The organism is Desulfovibrio sp., assembly GCF_034006445.1.
Classification (GTDB): Bacteria; Desulfobacterota; Desulfovibrionia; order Desulfovibrionales; family Desulfovibrionaceae; genus Desulfovibrio.
In genome coordinates this window covers 315,727-339,887 of sequence record NZ_JAVESS010000002.1, presented here as the reverse complement: position 1 = coordinate 339,887, position 24,161 = coordinate 315,727, and the positions used below count along the sequence as shown (strand labels likewise).

The following is a 24,161-nucleotide window of genomic DNA, read 5'->3' as shown; positions in this document are numbered from 1 at the left end:
TATAATTACTTGAATCAGCTTGCCTCTGAAATGCTTCACATTTCAATTCGTCATTTTTCCGAAGTTGCAATTGGGGCAGAACCCGCACCATGTCGCGCGACGCTGTGCTTGTGTGCAACGATAGAGCATCTGACTTAAGTAAAAGGCAATGCACTAGAGTACTTTGAAAAATGGGTGGAGCGGCGCGAGAAGATTGGTTGAAGATCAAAGAAGATTGTGGTCAAGCCTGTAGATCATCTCAATAGGGTTGAGCAGCACAATCTTTCTGCCGTTGCCGACAATAAGACCGTCCATGCGAAAGCGCTGCAAGGTGGCGCTCACCGTGGGCTGAGTCGAACCTACCATAGAGGCCATCTGTTCCTGAGGAATGTTCAGTGGGATTTCACAGGGCTTGTCCCAGTCTTCGGTGGTGCGCAGCGTGTCGTAGGCCAGTGAAATAAGCAGGCTTGCCAGGCGGTTGGCCACGTCATCATTTTGCCTGCGCACCATATCGCCCATATAGCGCAACCTGCGGCCCAGAAGAGTGATGACGCGACGTGCCAGCGGATAATGATCACGCAGCAGGGTTTCAAAGCTTTGCTGGCCGATGGAATACAGCACTGAAGGGCTTGCGGTCTGCGCGCCTGCCTTGCGCGGCGAACTGTTCAGCACTTCAGAAAGACCAAAAAACTCCCCCCGCATGCGCAAGGAAAACGTCATCTCTTTGCCGAAACCAGCCGTGCCGAAAATGCGAACCAGGCCGGATTCAATATAAAAACAAGTATCTCCGGCATCGCCTTCCAAAAAAACAGTTTCATTCTTGGGCAATTCCTGGCGATGGGCGTTTTCCATAAAAATGCTTTTTACATCATCAATCCCTCTGAAAAAATCTTCTTTTTCGAGGTGCCAGAATGTGTTCATACCCATATCCTTGCTGCAAACACTTTTGTTTCAGCCTGGGCCGCAAGGTCGAAAATCCTGTGGCCCAAGGCCCTTCCCTCTCCACCGCGAAGCATGGAGTTCGCGGTGGAAAGAGGTTACGCCCGCTGCTCGGCAGACGCGGCGGGCGTAATTTGATGTAATGTCGTTTTAGGCCTTGTCCAGCCGGTTCACATAACGGTAGGTCTGCTCCTGCCCGTAAATATCGCGGCATTTCCAGATAATGAAGTTGGACCCCATTATGGGTTTCAGCGAAGCTTTGAAGTAGCCGAGCTGATAGGGCATCTTGATTTCAAGCGCGCCGGAAGGGCATGCCTTGATGCAGGACATGCAGTCCCAGCAGTCGCGGGGGTTGCGCAGAAAAGCCTTGCCGACGGCCTGATCTAGGGCCATGAGGTTGCCGGGGCACGCCTCTTCGCAGTGGGTTTCTTCGCGCCCTTTACAGCCATTGCATTTATGTACGTCAATTTTTGGCGGCATTTTCGTTCTCCTGCATTAGGGCTTGTACCTGTCGCCAGGGAGCAACTGCTCGTAGGGACGGGTAAATGTGACTATTTCTCCGGTGGCTGCATCCCGGCGTGATTCCACAAAGCAGTCGAAGTTGGCGTCGTCGCGTTCCGGATAGTCCGATCGTGTCTGCCAGCCCGCCCAGCGGGTTTCCTTGCGGGCCTTGAGGTGATGCACCACGGCTTCGGCCACATCCACACGGTCCATGGTTTCGTTGGCCTGCATCAGTTCGTGCAGATCCTGCGCGCGCAGGTGGCAGAACTGGCTTTGCAGCATCTTGATATGCCTGAGGGCGTAGTCCAGTTGCTGCTCATTGGTGCGATAAAACTGGCTGGAGCCGCCAGCGTATTCGTCCATGAGCCTTTGCAGGCGTTCTTTCATTTCTACCGGACGAATGCCTTCGGCTTCACGAGTCAGCAGCGGGGCATAGACCCGTTCTTTTTCACGCTCAATCTGCGCTGCGTCAGGGGCAGGCGTGCCCACGGCAGCCATGAAGGCAAGCGCTCCGCGCGCGGCCAGTTTGCCTTCGGCGCAGCAGCCGCCCACAAACTTGTTGGGGTTGCCGCCTGCGGTTTCACCCGCCGCAAACAGGCCGGGCAGGGTGGTCATGCGCTCCATATCCACCCAATAGCCGCCCCCGGTGTGACCACCAAGGATGTAGGGATCGGAACCGAAAATTTCGATGGGTTCCTTGCTGGGGTCCTGCCCCCGACTGGCGAGAAAGAGCACGAATGAGGGGCGTTCGTTCAGGTAGTCTTCCATCATGGCCTTGGTCTTTTCAGGCGTCATGTGGGTGGTGTCGCAGTAGCAGGGGCCGCGTCCGGCAAGCCATTCTTCCATGGGCGCGTTGGCGCGGATGTACCGGGGGGCCGCGTCGCCGCCAAGACTTGCATAGCGGCTCATGACGCGCTCGCCGTGCGAGTTGATGATGGGCGCGCCATAGCCCACGGAAATGGTGTCCACGGGGCCGCAAAAATCCTTGGTGCGGGTGGCGACCCAGCGTTGCTCAAGGCTCGTGAGTTCTGCGCCCTGCCTGAAACCTATGGCATAACCTGATCCCACACAGTAGGGGCACATCCATATCTGCGAACCACTGTCCGTGGAGTCTGCGGTGTACGACTTGTAAAGCGTACCTGCGCCGCCCGTGCTGACAACCGTAGCCCTGGCGCGGAAAACATAAAACTTGCCGTCGCGCACGCCAAAACCCGTTGCGCCCACGCAGCGCCCGTCCTGCATCAGCAGGCTTGTGGCCGCTACCCGGTTGTAGACGTCCGCGCCGCTTTCAAGAGCCTTTTCAGCCATGATGGGCTTCAGCTGTTCGCCGTGGATGGAGATGTCCCACTTGCCGCGATAGCGAATCTTTCCGTCTTCGTCCCGCAGGATGGGCAGGCCCCAACGTTCAAGATCATCCACGCATTCATTGAGCTCTTCGGCATTGGAGAGCGCCAGATCTTCACGCAAGGGGCCGCCGCCCACCTGCGAGCGACTCCAGCGAACGAGATCCTCGGGCGTCTTGCCTTCGGGGATGTAGGTGTTGATGGCGTCCATCCCTGCGGAGCAGGCTCCGGAGCGCATAATATCCGCTTTTTCCACAATGACGGTTTTTATCTGCGGGTTGAGCCGTGCGGCTTCGGTGGCCACAAAGCACCCGGCGTTGCCGCCGCCTATGATCAGAAGGTCGGCTGTGACCTCGACGGTTTCAATGTCGGCCAGGCTTGCGGGCCGAAAATCAACCGTATGGCCTGTTTTCATGCGTGCCATGGTTTCCTCTCAGAAGAAGGGTTATGAATTCCTGAAATCCATATGTTCTGGATGGGAGTTTGTTTTAGAGCTTTTTAACTTTGAAAAAGTGTAAATGCTCTAACGCTGCACGGAAGTGCAGCGCGCCACAACGTGGCGTGGATTCAGCCGAGCTTTAGCCGTTGCGACGAAGGAAGCTACGGATGCTTAAAGCGTTGTGACGCAGGAAGCTACGGATAAAGACAGCATGAGTAACTATACATTTTGTTCCATGCAATCGCTGTCGCCATTCGTAAGGCTCGTAGACTCGCCAACGACTGCCGCAAAGACAGCAATTGGTTAATAGAACGTGCAGCCTGCTGATGGCCGTCGCAAATCGCATTTTTCGGCTGAATGAAAACTTTGAAATGTGAAGCATTTCATAGTTAATCTGCTCTAGAAAGGCCAGGGCGCGGAAGGGTTCCACACCGGAAGCCCCAGAAGCGCATACCAGGGGGCCATGACGCAAACGCCGTAAGCAATGGCGATGAGCACGGCGACCCAACCGGCCTTGGCATAGTCCGCGGTAGAAAATGTTTCGGTGCTGTGAGCTATGACGGCCGCGGTGATCTGGGTCGGCAGCAGGTATGCGAAGGTGTCGGTATCGCAAACCAGCATGGTGAAGGCCACGGGGTGCAGCCCCAGTTTGGGCGCCATGGCAAAAACCACCGGGGCCAGCATGGCCACTGCCGCCACGTTGGACAACATGCCAAGCCGGATGACGTGTGTTCCGGCCATCATGACCAGCAGGGTCTGCCACCAGTTCAGGCCAACAACCATGGCATGGATATGGTCGGCTAGCCATTGCGCCACACCCGCCTGGGTCATGGCTGTGGTCATGGTCATTGCGCCGCCCAGCAGAAGAAATGTGCCCCAGATGGTTTTTTGCTGCACTGCCCGCCACGAGCAGGGCATAATGCCGGGAGCAAAGAGCAGCAGCATGCCCAACAGGCCAATAACGCCCAGCGGCTGCCTGTGCAGTTCGCAGATAAAGCTGCCCTTGCCCGTAACAAACATGAAGCCCACCAGAAGGAAGATGCCAAGAAGCACCTTTTCAGGAGCGGTCATGGGGCCGAGGTCACGATAGCTTTTTTCAAGCGTGGCTGCGCCGCCCGCAATGGACACCTTTGCGGTTTTGAAATGGTACTTGATCCAGAAGCTGGTAAGCGCAAACATGCCAAGATAGGGAAATTGGAGCAGCATCCAGTTCAGAAAGTTCAGGTCCTGGTAGCCATTTTTTTCAAAAATGCCCACCAGAATCATGTTCGGCAGGTGGGCCGTCATGATGAACATGCCGCAGATCATCGAACCATAGACCAGCGACTGAATCACGATGGCCTTTTTGGCAGCCCGGTCTTCGGGCGTATCGCCCAGCAGATTGCATATGCCCTGCACCACGGGCAGCAGGGTGGCGGCGCGGGCGTTGGCCGCAGGAACAAGAAAGCCAAGGATGATGTTGACGAAAAACATGCCCCAGATGACCCGACCAACGGATGACGCCTTGAAGCGCGCCAGAATGCCCAGCGCAATACGGCGGTCCAGCCCGATAAGCTGCATGACGGCGGCGACCATAAAGGCGAACAGACACAGCCAGATGACGTGGTTTGTAAAGCCGGCAAAGATGACGGCCATGGGCGGTTTGCCGTTGGCCCAGGGCAGAGCCTTGGTGATCAGCAGCATGGTGGGAATGGAAATGCCGGTTATGCCTGCGGGCATGGCCTCGCTGACCCACATGATGCTGGCCCAGACGACAATGCCGAGAACGGCCATTCCGTCAGGCGTGAGGCCAGAAAACGGTTCAAGCACTCCCCAGAAAAGTACGAACGCCAACCACGCTATGCCAAAGCCTGCAAAGGCCCTGCAGGGGGTGTTGCCAGATTTACGAACATTTTCACAAAGGTAGGTAAATACCGGCAGTCGTGATGCACAAAAATCCTGATTCATAGCTCACCCTTTCTTGTACGTGCGCAAAATACGTTTGATTGCGCATGCTAGGCGGGGTGAAGTTTTGATTCCATCATCTGGATGATAATTTGAGAAAAAAATCATTTTTATTCTGGCTGCTCACCATGCCGCTGATTTCGGGTGGGCAGGCATAAAGAACGCAAATAAAACAGGCCCGGAGCATACTTCTCCGGGCCTTGGTGTTACTAACACAGTGTTTATAAAGATTTTTGCACAGCAAATCCGGTTTTACCGCGCATGCCGCAGCCGTGCAGACAGACTGTCCAGATGCGCCTGCACGGCGGGCGTCTGCTCGTAGCCGTCAGAGCATTTCAAAATCGAAATGCTCTGGCACTATGCCAACAGCCAACAAAGATTTCAGGGGATGGGCGTGGGGAAGGAGACCCTTTTACAAAAGGGTTCCTCCCCCACAAAGCAGCTCAACGGCATTTGGCGTCCCTCCCCCACAAGGCAGCTCAACGTAATAAACCCTAACCGGGTTTTTTTGCGGTCACCACAGCGGACATGCTGGGTACGTCAACGGCGTGGACAACCTGGGTGAAGCCTGCCAGTTCGAGGTCTTCCCTGATTTCTTCATAGGTGTAGACCCTGCCGTCCCGGGTGTTCACAAGCATGTTGATGCCAAAAAGGGCGCCGTCAACAGGGCAGGTGCGGTCCTCACGCATGACGTAGTCCCGAACGCCCACACTGCCGCCAGGTTTCAGCGCATCCAGGGCCTTGGCGTAGAGCATGCGGCTTGTTTCCCGGTTCATCTGGTGAATTATGGCGCTTATCCAGGCAAAATCAAAACCAGAGGGCAGGGCGTCCTTTGTAAAGTCGCACTCAATCAGGCTGACGCGCGACTCAAGGCTCGTGCCCGTAAAACGGTTTTTGGCCTGCGCAATGGCCACAGGCAGGTCGATGATGGTGGCGGTGCTTTTCGGCAGATTCTTGAGAAAGGCTTCAGTATAGGTGCCCGATGCGCCGCCGATGTCCAGAATACGCAGGCCCATGCTTGCAACAGACAGAACCCCGGCACTGAACAGCGATGCTACGGCCTTGTCCACCAGCCTGACGGCGATGGAATTCATGGCCATGATGAACGATACCCTGTCCTGTTCTGCGCCGAGAATACTGGGGATTTTATCCTGCGGCTTGCCGTCGCGCACGGCCCAGGCAAGGCGCGCCCACGAGCGCTGCAAGCCTGCCATGTGCCGCATCATTGGAATTAATGTTGACGGGTGGCGGCTGTCCAGAGAGCTTTTGTATTCTTCTGCCACGGAATACCGGGCTGCGGCCCCTGTTCCTGTTTTGGCGAAATAGCCCAGGGCGGCAAGCGCGTCCAGCAGGGCCTCGGCTCCCCGTTCATCGTATGCACACAGCCGGGCAAGCTCGGCAGCGCCGAGGCTGTTGCCGTTCTGGAGGATAGTTGTGCCAAGATCAAGTTCGGCCAGGGCCCCAAGAACGCTGGAGCGCATGAAGCATGTCATTTCTTGGCTGAGATGGTCAAAAGGCGCTGTGCCCATAACGGTTCTCCTGAAAGGTGTTGAGATTGCCGTCATGCCGCCTGGGGCGGCACCAGGAGTGATTGCTGAGTGCAAGCGCTCTGTTCTCTGTGGGAGCAGAGGGGGCAGGCCCCGCAAACAAAGCAGACATTTCAGGGCATCATACCCGTACCAGACCATGGTGCCAACCATGCTTTTGCCATACGCGCAGAGGCCGGTGACGGAAGTGCCCGTTGTTTTTGCAACAGCTACCCATCTGATTTTTTTGTACGAACATCCATATGCGATGATGCAGGAATGGCAGTAACAGGCAGGTGCCCGTGGCTGCCTCTGTTGCCCACTGCCGCCGGGTCGCCGCCGGCCGGCAACAGTGGCGGCAGCAGGCGCAGCGACGGCCTTTGACGAAAAAATGTGGTGATGGACATAAGAAAAATCATGAATATTCTTCTCTGACATCGGCTGGCTTTGTGTCTGTGCGCAGGGCCTTTGCGGATGCTTTGCCGTCCGCCGTCGGCTTGTCTTATGGGATAATCAGCGGCATGCTGTGTTGCCGCCGCCAAGGCGGTACAAGCATGCCGGTGTGAACAAGAAATACATTTCTGGTTAAAGTGATTCCGCAGCCGGGGTAAAGTTGTGTAAAACCGGCCAGGCAAAAGTCGTGCGCGGTGTTTTGGCCACGCGCAGGTGCTGCTCTGCCTGAAACTCCTGCTTTTTCAAAAGCGGTTTTTATTTGAAAGTACAGGAAACCAAGCATGTTCATACATTTGATGGGCGGGGTCGTCTTCATATATCTGGCGGCCCGGCTTGTGCTGCCCTTGCGGGCAGGCTGGAAAACAAAAGCCGGGCTGGCCGCGTTGCTGCTTTTCATCACACAGCAGCACTTTATCAACCGCATGGCTTTCGGGGGGCTGGCGTCTCCTGAAATTCCCCCCTTTCTGCTGCTGGCGCAGGGCTGGTGCTTTCTCTTGCTGGTACTGCTGCTGGTGTTCACGCTTTTGCGTGATCTGGTCTGCATCATTGGCTGGGTCGGCCGAAAAATTCGTGGCAGCGCAAAGCCCGTCGCTCCACAGCCCGCCTTTTCATCTGGCAGACGGCAGGCCATAATGGTGGCTCTTGCCGCAGGCACGGCCTTTTGGGGCCTGCGTGAAGCCGTTGGCGTGCCAGAGGTGAGGAATGTTGAGGTGCTTGTGCCAAGGCTCCCCAACGCTCTGGACGGGCTGAGCATCGTGCAGATCAGCGATATGCACGCAAGCCCGCTTTTGCAGAGTGTATGGGTGAACGCGCTGGTGGATCGCGTCAATGCCCTGAAGCCGGATCTGATTCTGTTCACAGGGGATATGGTGGATGGCAGCCCCGCGGCCAGGGCTGCGGATGTGGCTCCCTTGCGGCGGTTGCGGGCGAATTACGGCATTTGGGGCTCTGTGGGCAACCATGAGTATTACAGCAACTTTTCCGGCTGGATGAAGGCATTTCCCGCCCTGGGCATACCCATGCTGCTGAACCAGCACACGGTGCTGCGCATACAGGAGCATCCGCTGGTTCTCGCTGGTGTTACGGATGTGGCTGCGCAGCGCTTTGGTCTGCCTGGGCCGGATCTGGCTGCGGCGCTTCAGGGCGCGCCCGAAGACGCGGTGCGCATCCTTATGGAGCACAGGCCCGCCAACGCGCCTGCAAACGCCCGATGCGGCATTGATGTACAGCTTTCGGGCCATACCCACGGGGGGCAGATACTGGGCATGAACGCCGTGGTGGCGCAGTTCAACGGCGGTTATCTGTACGGGCGGTATGCGGTTGACGCGCTGAACATGTACGTTACCTCCGGGGCGGGGGTGTGGAACGGATTTCCCGTGCGACTTGGCGTGCCGTCGGAGATTCCCAGGATAATTTTGCGCAGCGCCTGATGCCCGGCAGCAGGGTACTGTGGCAACGCGGCATGGGCGTTTGCAACGCGGTACGGCGTATGCGACGCGGCATGGCGTATGCGATGCTGCACAGCGTATGCGATGCGGCATGGGCGTGTGGCAACGTGGCATGGCCTGCACGTCACATTCTGTGTTTTTTCAACGCAGGCTGAGGCCATAAAAATGCTGTAAAAATTTATAGTTAGTTGATTTAAATACCTACCTGTGCAGGGGCGGCGTCAAAAACTGGCGCTGCCCTATTCTTTTTTTTCATAAAACCGAAAATACGTTATAGATTATTAGTTGCAATAAAGGGAGATTTTGATAATAAGAAGCTAGGGATAATGGCAGCACAGCAACGCCAGCCTTACCCCTTACACCCTTGCTTACTTTGTCCGCCCTCATCACAAGAGGCAACAAGGCGGACGTAATTCCTGCCACTATCGCGGTTTGAAACAGGCAATCATCCACGTATACGCATACGTCCTTCATATAGATTAATGAATATACCTTGTCATGGCCAAGATATACTGACGGCCAGCATTGCGGAAAAACGGCACGATTGTAGCCAGCCAAGGTTATGTATCAGCACCGCAGGCGAATGCATCTTCAACCTCTCTATGGATGCCAGCATGACAACCAAGTACAGAATAATTATCGGATTCGCATTTATGGTATTGTTGCTTGTTTCTATGGCATTCTTCGGCCATAGAAACATCAGCATGTCTACAGCGAATTTTGAGGAATACCAAAAAATTGCGCAGTTGAGTGTACTCTGCAGCGAGGCTTCCAGCGCACTCAATGCAATAACGTCCGATGTTTTTCGGTTTCAGCACGATACAAGGAACAAGAACGCCATCAAGGTGGCGCATGATTCCGTGAACGCTCTGATCTCGCAGGTCAAGCGTTCTGAGGTGCTGGTCAAGAGCGCCGAGCGCACTGGACTTCTCAAAAAAATGCTCGTGGCCGCGCAAAATCTTGGTGAGCAGATCAACGTGGTTACAAATAGTCTGACAGGAGCCAGCGATCTGTTTGACAAAGATGTACAGCCCGCCATGAGAGCCATGGTTGAAGACATGCGCGTACTGGGGCAAAGGCTGCACGATGCTGGCACTGCGGAAGCCCTTGCGGTTCTGGCCCAGGCCTGGCCCTATCTGGCCTCGGCCCAGGGAAGCTTTGAGCGTTTTGCAGATTCGCGTGATATGGAAGAAGGAAAAAAGGCCCGTGGCTATCTGGAATCTCTGAAGGGGAGCATGGAAATGATGGCGCCATACCTTTTCACGCAGGAGGGCCGCGACCTCTATGCCCATCTTGTGAAAAGCAGGGACGCCATAAGCGTAAACCTTGCCAAGCTTGAAAAGATGTTTGAGCAGGGCAATACCGGCATGTCCAGCCTGTTTGCAGAAATAGCCAAGGGACGCGAGGCCCTTGGGGCGCTCAATGACAGCGTCACTACGGAACTGACAACGCTTGGGCCACTGATACTGGATGAAAATCGGGACGCCCAGCAGTACATGCAGATCACAAGCCTTGCTGGCATCTTTTTGGGCGCAGTGCTTGCGGCAGGCATCGTTATTGGCTTTGTGCGCCTGCTTGCCGATCTTTCAGGCTACGCAAGCGCACTGGCACACGGCGATTTCTCCCGCCAGCTGAAAACGCGCGAAAAAGGCGAAATCGGAAGAATGGTTGGAGCCATGAAGATGGTTCCCACGGCCCTCAACAGAATTCTTGAGGAATACAAGTGGCTGGAACGAAAGGTCGAAGAGGGCTATCTGAGTTCAGAAGGCGACGAGGGCAAGTTTGAGGGCGAATTTGGGGTGCTTGTTCATGGCACAAACAATATTCTCAGACGTTTTCATACGGTTCTGGAAAATATCCCCTCGCCCGTCATTGTGCTGAACAAGGATCTCAAGGCATCGTATATCAATGAAATCGCCCGTAAACTGGTTGGAGATAATTGGCAGGGCATGACCTGCTACGAAATGTTCCACCGTGATGATTACGGCACCGAGCGCTGCGGTCTCACCACATCCGTGAATACCAAGGCTCCGGCCAGCGGCGAAACCAGGGCCCATCCGCAGGGCCATACCATGGATGTGGCGTATACCGCCATTCCCATGCTTGACGAGCAGGGCAACATCACTTCCGTCATGCAGCTTTTGACCGACCTTACCGAAATCAAAACCCAGCAGCGAACCATGCTTGAAGTTGCCAATCATGCCTCAAACATCTCCGACCGGCTTGCGGCTGCTTCTGAAGAGCTTTCAACCCAGGTGGGTGAAATTTCACGCGGAGCCGAAATTCAGCGCACGCGCGTTGAGTCCACGGCCAGCGCCATGGCGGAAATGAACTCCACCGTTCTGGAGGTAGCGCGAAACGCGGCTCAGGCCGCCGACCAGAGCCAGAACTCGCGACACAAGGCCGAGGACGGTTCCGGCCTGGTCAACAGGGTTGTCCAGTCCATCAATGCCGTGAACAACGTGGCGCACAACCTGCAAGGCAATATGAGCGAACTGGGAGGCCAGGCGGAAAATATCGGCAGCATCATGGGCGTTATTTCCGATATCGCCGATCAGACCAACCTGCTGGCGCTCAATGCAGCCATTGAGGCCGCCCGTGCTGGCGATGCGGGCAGGGGATTTGCCGTGGTTGCCGACGAGGTGCGCAAGCTGGCGGAAAAAACCATGAGCGCTACTCTGGAAGTCAGCGCCGCCATCACCGCCATTCAGGCTTCGGCCCGTACCAATATCGACGAGGTGCACAGCGCAGTGCAAAGCGTGACAGAAGCAACAGGGCTGGCCAACGCTTCTGGCGCCGCCCTGGATGAAATCGTGACGCTGGCCTCGGACAACTCCACTGTGGTCAGTTCCATTGCCGCGGCGGCGGAAGAGCAAAGCGCCGCGTCAGAGGAAATCAGCCGGGCCATTGAAGAAATCAACCGCATTGTCGGCGAAACCTCCGAAGGCATCGTACAGTCTTCTGTGGCCTTGCAGGAACTGTCGCAAATGGCTCAGGAACTGCGAACCACCATGGAAGAACTGCGGTAACAGGTAGTTACGGGGAAGAAATGCTTTGTGGGAGAAGAACGTTTTGTGGGAGAAGAAACGTTTTGTGGGAGAAGAAACGTTTTGTGGGAGAAGAAACGTTTTGTGGGGGAGGGACCCTTTTGCAAAAGGGTCTCCTCCCCCACGCCCCCACCCCCTAAAACTCTTGTTGTATTCTGTGATAGTGCAAAGGTTTTTTTGATCTGAAGCGAGGTCAAAAAACAACACCTTCAAAACAACACCCTGTCTCAAAGTCTGCCTGCTGTTATTGGGCATATATTGCATAGGCAATCTGCCCAAAAATGAAAGACCGGGGCCCTGCAGCGTTGGAACGTCTGCAAGGCCCCGGTCTTTCATATGAGCCACGCATGGAAAGTCTGGTCGCTAGTGAATACGGGAATGTCCGATGTTTCGTTTAAAAAGCGCCTGTGTAAACCCGCTGAAACGTCAGCACACTCGTTTGAAGCGCCTGTAGCGCGTGCCCGCGATCTTACCAGGCGGCCTGCATGGCCTTGACCGCCATGTCCACCACAGTTTCAGGCATAATGCCCAGCGCGAGCGTTATGGCCACAAGACAGACGCCAGCAACGCGGGTTCCGGCCGTTGTCACGGGAACGTCCGCCGTTTCGTTTTCGTCCTCGGCGTACACGGCGCGAACCACCTGCAGGTAATAATAGATGCCAATGGCCGTATTGATGGCCGCAATGACCACCAGCAGCACATAGCCGGACTTGAATGCGCTTGTGAGCAGCATGAACTTGCCCATAAAGCCCGCGAAAGGCGGAATGCCCGCCAGAGCGAACATGCTCACGGTCATGATGAAGGCCAGCAGGGGCGAACGGCGGGAAAGCCCGTTGAGATTCTTGACGTTTACATTCGCTCCATTGGGGGCCACGGTGTACAGAACCAGAAAGGCCGCCAGCATCATGAAGAGATAGCCGATGCCGTAGTACAGGGCAGTGGCGAAGCCCCCGGCTTTGAGGGTGACCATGCCCAGCAGGATGTACCCCGCATGGGCTATACCCGAAAAACCGAGCATGCGTTTGACGTCTTTTTGTACAAGGGCCGTCAGGTTGCCATAAAACATCGAGCAGACGGAAAGCACGGTAAGCAGGGTTGGCAAGGCTATGGAATCCGGGGCCGCCAGCGCGCAGAACCGCGCCAGAACAGCCACAGCCGCCACCTTGGGCAGGGCGGAAATAAAGGCAGTGGTTTCATTGGACGCGCCCTGGTAAACATCGGGCGTCCAGAAGTGGAAAGGAAATACCGCCAGCTTGAAGAACATGCCGCACAGCAGCATGACCAGCGCCATGACGCCCACGGGCTGGGATGAAACCGTATGCAGCACGGGCAGTATGCCGGACATGTAGGTGGTTCCGGTCAGGCCGAAGATCCAGCTTATGCCAAACAGCATGATGCCCGAACTGGCAACGCCGAAGAACAGGTATTTGACGGCCGCCTCCACGTGCCATGTCTGCCCGTCAGGCGCGGAGCGCATGGGTACGAGAAGATAGAGGGAGTACGAGGACAGCTCCAGCGCGAGAAACAGGGTCACAATCTCGACGCTGCTGACAAGCAGGGTCAGCCCCAGCAGTGCCGTCAGCAAAAAGAGGTAGTATTCGGCCTTCACGTCGCCATCAATGCCCTTGACCTCACCCCCGAAGAACAGCATGAGGCAAAAGCCGAGGCCCATGGCGCATTTTACCATCTGGGAAAACAGATCCACACGGTATGCGTCGTAAAAAAGGCTGCCCTTGAGCGGCAACGTCCATATGGCGGCCAGGGTGTAGACCAGTGCGGCGCAGAGTATTGAAACGCGCATGGCGTTTTTTCCAGCCTTGCCGATGGTCATGCAGAAAGCCGCAAGGCAGCCTGCCAGAAGGGCCAACTCAGGAAGAAAAAGGTGTATGTTCATGCGTGCGCCTTGTCTCGAAGTTTCGTGTCAGCGGGCGAAAAATTCCGCCAGAGCCTGCGTTTGGGGGGCGTGGTAGCCCGTCTGTACCAGAAGGTGGGTAAGGCTCGGGCGCATGACGCGCAGAAAAGGCTCGGGAGCCAGGCCAATCCAGAAAACAAAGACCATCAGGGGTGCCAGGGTCACGGTTTCACGCCAGCCCAGATCCCACAGTTTTGACTGGTCGGGATTATGGGTGCCGCCCCATATGACCCTTTGCAGCATGCGCAGCATGTAGGCTGCGGCAAGCACCGCGCCGGGTATGGCGCAGGCGGCCACAATCTTGTTGTTGAAGAAGGCCCCGGCCAGAATCAGGAATTCGCCCACAAAGCTGTTGGTGCCGGGGAAGGCCAGTGAAGAAAGTGAAAAAATCGTCAGATAGGTCACGTAGATGGGCATAAACCGACCAAGCCCGGCCGCTGCTGAAAGCTCGCGGCTGTGGTTGCGCTCATAGATCATGCCCACGCACAAGAACAAGGCCCCAGTGGTGATGCCGTGATTGATCATCTGCAATAACGCCCCTTCCAGCCCACGCGCGTCAAGGGCGAAGATTCCCAGCGTCACAAAGCCCATATGGCCCACACTGGAATAGGCAATGAGCTTTTTCATGTCCTGCTGGGCCAGGGCGGTAAAACCGCCGTAGAGGATGCCCGCGATGGAAAGCCATTGCAGGGCGGGCATCAGGCTTACCGTGGCGGCGGGGGTGATGGGCAGGCAAAAGCGCATAAAGCCGTAGGTGCCCATTTTAAGCAGGACAGAGGCCAGAATGACGGAGCCTGCCGTGGGTGCTTCCACGTGGGCTGCCGGCAGCCAGGTGTGAAAGGGGAACATGGGCACCTTGATGGCAAAGGCCACAAAGAATGCCAGAAAAATCAGCAACTGGAAGTTGGCTGCGTATTGCTGCCCCATAAGGGTGGGAATGCTGAAGGTTCCCTCGTGTATGTACAGGGCCACAATGGCCACCAGCAGAAAAACCGAACCCGCAAGGGTGTAGAGAAAGAACTTGATGGAGGCGTAGGTCTTGCGCGGCCCTCCCCATACGGCGATGAGCAGGAACATGGGGATGAGCATGGCTTCCCAGAAAATATAGAAGAGCACAAGGTCAAGGGCCATGAACACGCCCAGCATGGACGTCTCCATAATCAGCAGGCAGATCATGAACTCCTTGACCCGGCTCTGGATATACTTCCACGAACCCAGAACGCACAGGGGCATGATGAGCGTGGTCATGAGCACCAGCAGCAGGGATATGCCGTCCACCCCAAGCGTGTAGTTGATGTTGAAAGACGCGATCCACGAATGGTGTTCGGCGAACTGATACTGCGCCGACGCCAGGGAAAAGTCGCAAAACAGCGGGAGCGACAGCGCGCCGTTGACCAAGGTAATCAACAAGGTCCATATTTTCGCCTGTTTTTCACTGCCGAGCAAAGGCACAATGGCGGCCCCTGCCAAAGGCAGGAAAATCAGCACGGAAAGAATGGGAAAACCTGAAGTGTTCATGCTCAAAAATTGCATGGCTGCCATCTCCTCTGGTGGGCTCAGGCCAAGGCCAGGAACGCGAGTGCAAAGGCCATCAGGACGGCCATATAGGTGATGCTGATCTGCAACCTGCCGCGCTGCACGAGCCGCAGTTTGCCGCCCAGCGCCCGCACGCCGCGGGCAGTGCCGTCAACCACGGTATCAATGACGTGCCAGTCAAACCATGACCAGAAGCGGGCCGTACGCATGAGCGGCACAATGCCTTCCTTGTTCCAGGCTTCGCCCACTGCCGTGTCGGCCGTTTGTACGGGCTTGCGCGCAAGCCAGTAAAAAAGCCTGCCGCCCTTGCGGTAAAACCAGTCCAGATCCAGGCTGATGGTGGGTTCCGGCGAAAGCTTTTTGAGCAGCAAAAAGAAGCCCAGAGCCGTAAACAGCAGGATCTGAAGCGTTTCCGCCACATGGTAGGCAGTGTAGGGGTGATATGCGGCCGCAGCCTGCGGGAAGGGCAGCATGTCATAGAGATACGGGGTGTAGCAGCCCACAAAGATACACAGGGCAGCAGCCATGAACATGGCCAGCTGCATGTTCTTGGGCGGATCGCCCGCGCGCTGCCACGTCTTTTTTGAGCAGTTGTTTTTGCCGAACCAGATAAAGTAGGGAACCTTGAGTCCGGTGTGCAGGAACGTACCTGCAGAGGCCAGCGTGAGCAGGAACGCGGCCCAGTAATTGTGCACTTCGTACCCGGCGGCCACGATCATGGCCTTGCTCACAAAACCGCTGAACAGGGGGAAGGCGGAGATGGAAAGGCCGCCAACAAGGGTATAGAGGAAGGTTTTGGGCATTTTTTTGTACAGCCCGCCAAGCTCCGTGAACTTGCTGGTTCCGGTCATCTGCAGCACTGCGCCGCAGCCCATGAAGAGCAGGCCCTTGTAGAGAATATGGGCAAAGGCGTGAGCGCATGCGCCATTGATGGCCAGTTGCGTGCCTATGCCCACACCGGCCACCATGTAACCGACCTGGCTGATGATGTGGTAGGCCAGCAGCCGCCGTGCGTCGTTTTCAAGCACGGCGTAGACCACGCCGTACAGAGCCATGATGACGCCGAGCGGCACCAGAATTTCCATGCCCGCAAAGCCTCTTGCCAGGGCGTACACGGCTGTTTTGGTGGTAAAGGCGCACATGAACACCGCGCCGGCCACTGTGGCTTCGCCATAGGCGTCAGGCAGCCATGCGTGCAGCGGCGGCACAGCCGCGTTGAGCAGAAATCCGGCCAGGATGAGCCAGGTGTAAAGCTGCGGTGAATCCACGCCAATGGGGCCGAAGGACATGTCGCCGCCAGTGGCCTTGTAGCGCAGCACAATGCCCGCCAGCAGCATGAGGCCGCCAGCCGTATGCACCAGCAGGTATCTGTAGCCTGTGGCCAGCGATTCCTTGCGGCGGCGGAACCAGACCAGAAATACCGACGAAAAGGCCATGATCTCCCAGAAAAGGAAGAGCGTCAGGTAGTCGCCGCAGAAGATGACCCCCAGCGATCCCGCCACATAAACCCAGGCAGCGGACTGCTCCAACGGGTTTTCCACATGCAGCCCGTAGACCGTGCCAATAATGCACATGAGCGACATGATGTAGGCAAAGACCATGCTCAGGGCGTCCACCCTGCCGAATATCATGGTGGCGTCCATAAAGCGCAGGCTTCCGAACACGCCATTGTGACCCTGCATGCTCACCACGTCCGCAAAGGCCAGCAGGGGCACCATAACCAGGAAGATCTTGCGCCACGCCTTGGGCAGACAGGGCAGAATGACGGCTCCAGCCAGCAGGATGGCCGAGGGATGAATCCAGGTATCAATCATCATAGTAGTCCTCGCGGGTCATGATGCCCAGATGGCCGAACCATTTGGAGACAATGATGATGAGCACGCAGGCCAGAAAGCCGAATCCGGCCCAGAATCCGGGTATCCGCTCCACCAGCGTGTGCGCGTCACTCTTGTCGACCAGCAGGGCGTCCCACAGCACCAGCAGTACCAGCACGGCAAGGCACGCCGTGATAGTGGCAGCGAGCCTGTCACGTAAGAAATCAATGAGTTTTACGATCATCCTGTCACCGCCTTCACAAAAACCATGATGATGTCGGGATAGATGCCCAGAATTACGGATATGGCCGCCGCGACGAGGATGGGAATAACCATGGCCATCGGGGCTTCGCGCATGCCGGTTTCAGGCTCTCCCTCCGGGCGCTTGCCGAAAAAGGCCTTGAAGGTCACGGGCGCGAAGTAGGCCACGTTGAGCAGGGTACTGGCCAGCAGTACGAGCAGAATGCCCATGGCGTGCGTGGGCATTTCCATTGCCCCGGTCAGCAGCTTCCACTTGGTGACAAAGCCCGCTACCGGCGGCGCGCCAATCATTGAAAGCGAGGCCACGGCAAACGCGGCGAAGGTGATGGGCATGGAACGGCCAAGGCCGCTCATCTCGGAAATGCACTTTTTGTGGGTGGCCACATATACAGCGCCAGCACAGAAGAAGAGCGTGATCTTGGCGAAAGCGTGGTTGGCCATGTGCACCACGCCGCCCTGTATGCCGTCCACGGTGAGCAGAGCCACACCAAGTATGATGTAGGAAAGCTGGCTCACTGTGGAATAGGCCAGACGGGCTTTGAGGTTGTCCTTGCTCAGGGCAATGATTGAAGCCATCAGAATGGTAAAGGAAACAAAGTAGGCCGTGGGCACGCCCAGGTTGAGCCTGGTCATGAGGTCGGTGCCAAAGACATAGAGCATGACCCGCGTGGTGCAGAACACGCCCACGGTAACAACTGCCACGGCGTGCAGCAGGGCGGAAACCGGTGTGGGGGCCACCATTGCGCCCGGCAGCCAGTTGTGGAAGGGCATGATGCCGTTTTTGGCAAAGCCCAGCAGGCAGCAGACGTAAAGAATGGTCACGAGCGTCGTGTTTATCTCAGGGGTAAGAACGCTCAAATGGCTGTTGTGGGTGAAGTCCAGCGTGCCGGTGAGCACGTAGATGAGTATCATGGCAGGAAGCACAAGGCCCTTGGCCGTGGTGGTCAGGTACACGATGTACTTGCGCCCGCCGCTGTAGCTTTCCTCATCCTGATGGTGGGCCACCAGGGGGTAGGTGCAGATGCTCACCACCTCGTAGAACAGGTAGAGCGTAAAAAGGTTGTCCGCAAAGGCCACGCCCATGGCCCCGAAAAGGGTCAGGGCAAAACAGGCGTTAAAGCGCGTCTGGGCGTGTTCTTCCAGGCTGCGCATGTAGCCTGCCGAATAGAAGATGGTGATGACCCACAGGAATGAACCCACCAGGGCAAAGACCATTGAAAAGGCGTCGGCGCGAAAACTCACCGAAAGGCCGGGGAGTATGGGAAAGAGCGTCTGGTGCAGCGTAAGGCCGCGCCCCACGGGCTGCGGGGCCACATCCGGCACCATTGAAAGGATAATGCCGAACATGACCAGCGCCGCTACCAGCGACCAGGACTCACGCACGTTGGGGGACCGTCTGGAAAGCATGACCATGCAGGCCCCTATCAGGGCCGAAAGCACGGCTGCCAGCGGTTTTACGGATGCAACAATCTCCATCTGTTCCTCTCCTGTTCGTCGGAGCGCGGGATTGCGGTACGGAACCGAAAATTCCGTTCAGCCCTACCCTTTGAGTTCCTTCGGGGCGTCAGCGTCCACCGTGCGGTAATTGCGGTAAACAACCATGATGATGGAAAGCGCCACCACAGCCTCTGCCGCGGCGATGGCCATGACAAAAAGGGTGGCTATCTGCCCGGTGGTCTGGTCTTGGGCCACAAATCGGCCAAAAGCCATGAAGTTCACGGAGGCCCCGCTCAGGATAAGCTCGGAGGCGATGAGCATGCCGATGAAGGTACGCCTGAAAGCCATGCCCATAAGCCCCATGCAGAACAGCACTGCGCCGATGAACAAATATGTTTCAAGGTACTGGCTCAGATTGAGAATATTCACTGTCTGTCCCTCCCTTCGCGGGCCAGCACAAGCGCGCCGACCATGGCTACCAGCAGCACCACGGAAATGAGTTCAAAACTCATGGAGTAGGTGGAAAGCAGGGATTGCCCGATGCGCTCAAGCGAACCGTCAGCCTGTTTCAGCGGAATGTCGCTCCAGCGGGCAGTCATGGACGTGGCCAGCAGGGTAGCCGTAAACACGCTGCCGCCCAGAGTGCCCAGAGCCAGGACCAGCGGCCCTTTTTTCACCTCTTGCGCACGGTATGACCGCTCAGCCAGCATGATGGCGAAAACAAGGGTTACACAGACGGCCCCGACGTAGATGAGTATCTGCATGAAGGCCAGAAAGGGGCTGGACAGGAAGTAGTAGAGGCCCGCCACACCCATGAGGCACAGGGCCAGACCCGCCACGCTGCGTATGAGCCGGCGCGTGGTCACGGCTACCGCAGCCCCGAAAAAGGTCGCCGCCACAAAGACCAGAAAGATGATCTCGGCGATGGTCTGCATCAAATCGGAAGTGGGCATCACGGGCGCTCCTTGAGTCTTTTGACAAGATCGAAGCGGTATTCATCAGCGTCAAAGCCAGCCAGGTTGTAATCCCTCGAAAAAGCCAGGGCATCCGTGGGGCAGGATTCAACGCACAGTCCGCAAAGGCTGCACTTGGTGAAATCCAGTTGATAGGTGGTGAGCTTTTTCTGTTTGGCGCCCTCGGGTTTCTCGCCAGCAAGGGAAATGCAGCCCGAAGGGCAGGCCTTTTGGCAGGAGCCGCAGACAATGCATTTGTCCGAACCGGTTTTTTCGTCGTACACAAGGTCGATGTGCCCGCGATAGCGTGGTGGAATGGGCAGTACCTCATAGGGGTACTGCTTGGTCACCACGGGCTTGAAGAAATAGCGCAGGGTGATGGACAGCCCCACTACCAGGCTCCATGCGCCGCCCAGAATGTCTTTGAAATAGGCAGTCATGATTACAGCACCTTGAGCAGCGCGCTCGTAAGAATGAGGTTTGCAAGGGCTATGGGAATAAGCACCTTCCATGAAAGGTTGAGCAGACCGTAAAATGTGGTGCGCGGAAAGGTCCAGCGTATCCAGATGACCGTGAAGATGACGGCGTAAAGCTTGATAAGAAACCAGTGGACGCCGGGCCACAGACCCAGGGGGCAGCCCCAGCCCCCGAGGAAAAGAATGGTGAGAACGCTGCTGCCCACCACCATGTTGGCGTATTCACCCATAAAGAACACGCCAAATCCCATGCCGCCGTATTCGGTAAAGGCTCCGGCAATAAGTTCGCTTTCGGCTTCGGCCATGTCAAAGGGGGCGCGGTTGGTTTCAGCCAGCATACAGATAAAGAAGATGACAAAGGCCACGGGCATGAGCGGGCTGGCCGAAAGCCGCAGTATGTTCCAGTTCCAGAAGCCGCCCGCCTGGGTCATGACAATGTCGTGCAGGTTCAGGGAACCGGTCACCATCACGAGGCTCACCACCACCAGCAGCATGGGTATTTCATAGGCCACGTTTTGCGAAACAACGCGGGCGGCCGATATGATGGCGTATTTATTGCGCGAGCCCCACGCGCCCAGCAGCAGCCCCAGCACGTTGATGGAGGCAAAGGAGAATATGGCCAGCAGGCCCACGTTCAGGTTTCGCGCGCCCAGGTTCTCTGCATAAGGAATGGTGACAAAACTCATGAACGCCGGGGTCATGACCAGCACCGGCCCCACAAGGTACAGCACCCGGTCGGCCCCCTGGGGGATGAACACCTGCTTGCTCATGAGCTTGAGCGCGTCGGCCAGAGGCTGAAGCAGGCCGAACGGGCCAACTTCTTTGGGGCCTATGCGCCGTTGTATATGCCCGGCTTCCTTGCGTTCAAGCCAGACAAGATAGGCGGCGTTAAGACCCACAAAGGCGAAAAAACCCACCAGATAGGCAATAAGGCGCAATACTTCGGGATCAGGCAGCTGCATGATGTCCTCACCTGTCGATGTCGGGAATAACCAGATCCAAACTGCCAAGCATGGCAAGGGCGTCAGGCAGCAGCATGCCCCGGCTGGCCTCGCCAAAAACCAGCAGGTTGGCAAAGCAGGGGGTGCGCAGCTTGAGCCGCCAGGGGGTAGTGCTTCCATCACTCACCGCGCGCATGCCAAGGAGGCCCCGCGCCGTTTCAACAGCATGATAGTAGTCGCCCTTGGGCGGCTTGATGTTTTTGGGAACCTTGGGCGCCATGACGGGGCCGTCGGGCAGTTGATCCAGAGCCTGCTCAATGATGCGCAGGCTCTGCTCGATCTCGTCCATGCGCACCATGTAGCGGGCCATGGAGTCCGCCTCGGTGTAGACCGGCACGTCAAAGGTAAAGCGATCGTAGACGGAATAGGGCTCATGGCGGCGCACGTCGTACTCAATGCCCGCGCCTCTGGCCACCGGGCCTGTGGCGCCGTATTTGCGGCACATCTCTGCCGGAACAAAGCCGATGTCCTTCAGACGCTTCATGATAATGATGTTCTTGGTGACAAGGTCATGGTATTTGATGAGACGCCTGCGCATGCGCTTGATGAAGGCGCGCGTGCCCGTGATGAAAGCGTCGTCGATGTCGTTGGCGACGCCGCCGAAGCGGAAATAGCAGTAAGTCAGGCGCGAGCCTGTGACTGATTCGAGAAGGTCAAGGATGTGTTCGCGGTCGTCAAAGGCGTACAGCAGGGGCGAAAATCCCCCGAGGTCCAGCACAAAGGCCCCGAACCAGAGCAAGTGGCTGGATATGCGGTTCAGCTCCGCCGTGATGACGCGGATATATTCGGCGCGTTCCGGTACCTCGATGGAGGCGGCGCGTTCCACAACACAGGCGTAGCCGTGGTTGTAGGCCAGGGCGTGCAGGTAGTCCATGCGGCCCGTATTGGGAAAGAACTGCGCCCAGGTGCGGTTTTCAGCCATTTTTTCGTGCATGCGGTGGATGTAGCCCAGCACCGGCTCCGCTTCGAACACATACTCGCCGTCCATGACCAGCTTGATGCGCAGCACGCCGTGGGTGGCAGGATGCTGCGGCCCAAGGTTCAGGACGAAATATTCGTCAATGGGGCATTGTGGCAGAACGTTCATGCGCCGTAATCCTTGAGCAGAGGGTGAAAGTCCGCATCTTCGGGCAACAGCAGGGGGACAAGGTAGTTGTGTCCGGTAAAGACGATGCCGAAAAAGTCGTGGGCCTCGCGCTCGTGCCAATGGGCAATGGGGTAGATGGTCTGAATTGTGGGAACCTGCGGCTGGCTGCGCGGCGTGCGTACACGCAAAACGACCCTGTGGCGCGACTGGAAGTGGTTGAAGTCGTACACCACTTCTATTTCGTCCTCGGGCAGCGGGGGCTTGTCTGCGGGTGCCGTTTGCTCGGCGGGCGGCGCGGCACTGGCAGGGGCAGGGGCGACGGGCGCGGTTTCTGCGCCTGAGGCTTCCGTGGCTTCCGCTGCTGCTTCGGCCTGTTTTGCCAGCGCTTCTTCACGCTTTTTGGCCTCGGCTGCTTCAGCCGCTTCAGCCGCCTTGCGCAGCTCTGCCTGCTCGCCAAACCAGTCAACGCCGGTGATGGTTTCAAGAAAATATCCGGCAGCATCCAGAACATTGACAGCTGGAACAAGCGCTTCCGGGGTCAGGCTCACATCGAGGTCATAGCCTTTGGCCGCACGCTCTGTGGGGCGCACAAGGGCTCCCGGCAGGGCGGCAAGACTTGTGGCAAGGGCCTCAGGCCGCGTGTTTTGCTGGCTCATGGCTTGACCTCCGCAGCAGGGGCTGTTTCGGGGGAGGGTTCGGCGGAAGCCTCGCCAGACGGCGCGTCCGGCGTGTGCAAAGCCTGCGGCTCGCTGGATGCAGAAGCCGCCGCCCTGGCTTTGGCCGCAGCGGGGCCGGGCAGAGGGATCGGGTCCACGCGGGGCCAGCGGCGTTTGCCCGTGAGCTTTTCTTCAAGCTTGAGAATGCCCTCTATGAGGGCTTCAGGGCGCGGCGGACAGCCAGGAACAAAAACATCCACGGGAAAGAGCTTGTCCACACCCTCAACAATGCCGTACTGCCCCTCGTACGCGAAAGGCCCGCCCGAAATGGCGCAGTTGCCCATGGCGATAACCCACTTGGGTTCGGGCATCTGGTCGTACAGCGTCTGCACGGCGGGAGCTATTTTTTTATTGATGGTGCCCGAAACGATCATTACGTCGCTTTGACGCGGAGACGGGCGAAAAACCTCAGCCCCGAAGCGCGCCAGGTCAAAGCGCGAAGCGCCGGTGGCCATCATTTCAATGGCACAGCAGGCCAGGCCAAAGGTCATGGGCCAGAGCGAATTGGCCCGGCACAGGTCCAGAAGCTGATCCAGCTTTGAGAACTGGACTATTGATCCGAGTACGTCTTGCGTTGCCACTGGAACACTCCCTTTTTCCATGCGTAGACAATGACCAGGGACAGAATGCCCACAAATATGAGTATCTCCACAAATGCCTGCAAATCGCCCACAGGGCCGGGGCGGTTGTATACAAGCGCCACAGGCATAAGAAAGAGAATGTCAACGGCAAAGGCCACAAACATCAGTGCATAGAGATAGTAGACAGCGCTGAATTTGATCCAGGCGTCACCAATGGGCGGCATGCCGCATTCCACCACCTGAAGCGTTTTGCCAACGGTGTTTCTGGTGGATCGCGGCTGGAGGAAGTACACTAGAATAAAGGGACCAACGGCAAAAGCAATGCCGCCCATGCAGAACACAATAATATAAACGAGGTCAATCAACTCTTGAGAGGTCACGTTTGACGCCTCCTGGCATAAAAAGACCAGTACATGTACCCGGAAGTATGCAAATGCCCTTGTCGAGCAATCCGGATTCAATCCAATGTATATTGTGCAGCAGAAGTAAAAGCTGTGTCAGAATGATTTTCTTTATGGCTATGCCATTGGAACTATTATGTCAATACCCTCTAGAAAAAAGGATCAGGTGGATGTGCATATACTCACAATACAAGAAAAGGTGTGAATTTTTTTTCTTATAAAAATTACATATTGATATGTGTAATATGAAGTAATGAAGAGATAAAAACAGCGCAGAGCCTTCCAAAAAGCCTGATGATAAAGATTTATTTCACATTTTTTCCAATAATTCGTAGTGGATCCCTGTTGTTTCATTTAAAATGGTCGC

General features: G+C 56.7%; 19 protein-coding genes and 1 pseudogene. 2 read left to right on the top strand and 18 right to left on the bottom strand.

All coding sequences use genetic code 11. The features are described from left to right. Positions 1–204 precede the first annotated feature (204 nt). The 5 genes from RBR41_RS04200 to RBR41_RS04180 all read right to left on the bottom strand — a co-directional run bounded on the left by RBR41_RS04200 (position 205) and on the right by RBR41_RS04180 (position 6,674). Positions 205–900 carry a Crp/Fnr family transcriptional regulator gene (locus RBR41_RS04200; RefSeq protein WP_320351331.1) on the bottom strand — a complete coding sequence of 232 codons (696 nt, stop codon included), beginning with the start codon at positions 898–900 and terminating at the stop codon, positions 205–207. A 168-nt stretch (positions 901–1,068) separates the two neighbouring features. Then, on the bottom strand, positions 1,069–1,398 hold the full coding sequence (locus tag RBR41_RS04195; RefSeq protein WP_320351330.1) for a 4Fe-4S dicluster domain-containing protein: 330 nt from the start codon (positions 1,396–1,398) through the stop codon (positions 1,069–1,071). Positions 1,399–1,413: 15 nt separating this feature from the next. After that, a complete protein-coding gene (locus RBR41_RS04190) occupies positions 1,414–3,186 on the bottom strand; it encodes an adenylyl-sulfate reductase subunit alpha (RefSeq protein ID WP_320351328.1) in 1,773 nt (590 codons plus the stop codon). A gap of 414 nt (positions 3,187–3,600) precedes the next feature. Then, positions 3,601–5,148 (bottom strand): SLC13 family permease, encoded by a 1,548-nt coding sequence (locus RBR41_RS04185; RefSeq protein WP_320351325.1) that lies wholly within the window; start codon positions 5,146–5,148, stop codon positions 3,601–3,603. 491 nt (positions 5,149–5,639) lie between these two features. After that, positions 5,640–6,674, bottom strand: a complete 1,035-nt coding sequence (locus RBR41_RS04180; RefSeq protein ID WP_320351323.1) for a methyltransferase — start codon at positions 6,672–6,674, stop codon at positions 5,640–5,642. Between the two features lie 731 nt (positions 6,675–7,405). Between RBR41_RS04180 and RBR41_RS04175 the strand changes: the two genes are divergently transcribed. Continuing rightward, positions 7,406–8,554 (top strand): metallophosphoesterase, encoded by a 1,149-nt coding sequence (locus RBR41_RS04175; RefSeq protein WP_320351321.1) that lies wholly within the window; start codon positions 7,406–7,408, stop codon positions 8,552–8,554. 722 nt (positions 8,555–9,276) lie between these two features. Further along, positions 9,277–11,601 carry a methyl-accepting chemotaxis protein gene (locus tag RBR41_RS04170; RefSeq protein WP_320351318.1) on the top strand — a complete coding sequence of 775 codons (2,325 nt, stop codon included), beginning with the start codon at positions 9,277–9,279 and terminating at the stop codon, positions 11,599–11,601. Positions 11,602–12,088: 487 nt separating this feature from the next. On the opposite strand, the gene RBR41_RS04165 is transcribed toward RBR41_RS04170, so the two are convergent. The 13 genes and pseudogenes from RBR41_RS04165 to RBR41_RS04105 form a co-directional block, all read right to left on the bottom strand. Then, positions 12,089–13,513, bottom strand: a complete 1,425-nt coding sequence (locus RBR41_RS04165) for an NADH-quinone oxidoreductase subunit N (RefSeq protein ID WP_320351317.1) — start codon at positions 13,511–13,513, stop codon at positions 12,089–12,091. Positions 13,514–13,540: 27 nt separating this feature from the next. Then, entirely contained in the window at positions 13,541–15,064 is a 1,524-nt protein-coding gene (locus RBR41_RS04160; RefSeq protein ID WP_320351315.1) for an NADH-quinone oxidoreductase subunit M, read from the bottom strand. A 23-nt stretch (positions 15,065–15,087) separates the two neighbouring features. Then, a complete protein-coding gene (locus RBR41_RS04155) occupies positions 15,088–16,884 on the bottom strand; it encodes a Na(+)/H(+) antiporter subunit D (protein ID WP_320351314.1) in 1,797 nt (598 codons plus the stop codon). Next, positions 16,874–17,125 carry a hypothetical protein gene (locus RBR41_RS04150; RefSeq protein WP_320351313.1) on the bottom strand — a complete coding sequence of 84 codons (252 nt, stop codon included), beginning with the start codon at positions 17,123–17,125 and terminating at the stop codon, positions 16,874–16,876. Before RBR41_RS04150 ends, RBR41_RS04155 begins: the two co-directional genes overlap by 11 nt. After that, positions 17,122–18,618, bottom strand: coding sequence for a monovalent cation/H+ antiporter subunit D family protein (locus RBR41_RS04145; protein WP_320351312.1), 1,497 nt, complete (start codon positions 18,616–18,618; stop codon positions 17,122–17,124). Before RBR41_RS04145 ends, RBR41_RS04150 begins: the two co-directional genes overlap by 4 nt. Positions 18,619–18,681: 63 nt before the next feature. Then, on the bottom strand, positions 18,682–19,008 hold the full coding sequence (gene nuoK, locus RBR41_RS04140) for an NADH-quinone oxidoreductase subunit NuoK (RefSeq protein WP_320351310.1): 327 nt from the start codon (positions 19,006–19,008) through the stop codon (positions 18,682–18,684). After that, positions 19,005–19,532 carry an NADH-quinone oxidoreductase subunit J gene (locus tag RBR41_RS04135; protein WP_320351308.1) on the bottom strand — a complete coding sequence of 176 codons (528 nt, stop codon included), beginning with the start codon at positions 19,530–19,532 and terminating at the stop codon, positions 19,005–19,007. Before RBR41_RS04135 ends, nuoK begins: the two co-directional genes overlap by 4 nt. Then, the gene (locus RBR41_RS04130; RefSeq protein ID WP_320351306.1) at positions 19,532–19,972 is read right to left on the bottom strand and encodes an NADH-quinone oxidoreductase subunit I; all 441 of its coding nucleotides are present in this window, start codon (positions 19,970–19,972) and stop codon (positions 19,532–19,534) included. The genes RBR41_RS04135 and RBR41_RS04130 overlap by 1 nt, the downstream gene beginning before the upstream one ends. A 2-nt stretch (positions 19,973–19,974) precedes the next feature. Then, positions 19,975–20,970: an NADH-quinone oxidoreductase subunit NuoH gene (gene nuoH / locus RBR41_RS04125; RefSeq protein WP_320351305.1), complete on the bottom strand. Its 996-nt coding sequence runs from the start codon at positions 20,968–20,970 to the stop codon at positions 19,975–19,977. A gap of 7 nt (positions 20,971–20,977) precedes the next feature. Further along, positions 20,978–22,096, bottom strand: coding sequence for an NADH-quinone oxidoreductase subunit D (locus tag RBR41_RS04120; RefSeq protein WP_320351303.1), 1,119 nt, complete (start codon positions 22,094–22,096; stop codon positions 20,978–20,980). Next, positions 22,093–22,752 (bottom strand): NADH-quinone oxidoreductase subunit C, encoded by a 660-nt coding sequence (locus tag RBR41_RS04115; RefSeq protein ID WP_320351302.1) that lies wholly within the window; start codon positions 22,750–22,752, stop codon positions 22,093–22,095. The genes RBR41_RS04120 and RBR41_RS04115 overlap by 4 nt, the downstream gene beginning before the upstream one ends. A gap of 161 nt (positions 22,753–22,913) precedes the next feature. Continuing rightward, positions 22,914–23,414, bottom strand: a pseudogene (locus RBR41_RS04110) (NADH-quinone oxidoreductase subunit B); the annotation flags it as partial. Further along, positions 23,363–23,773, bottom strand: coding sequence for an NADH-quinone oxidoreductase subunit A (locus RBR41_RS04105; protein ID WP_197957526.1), 411 nt, complete (start codon positions 23,771–23,773; stop codon positions 23,363–23,365). The gene RBR41_RS04105 and the pseudogene RBR41_RS04110, both read right to left, overlap by 52 nt. Positions 23,774–24,161 lie beyond the last annotated feature (388 nt).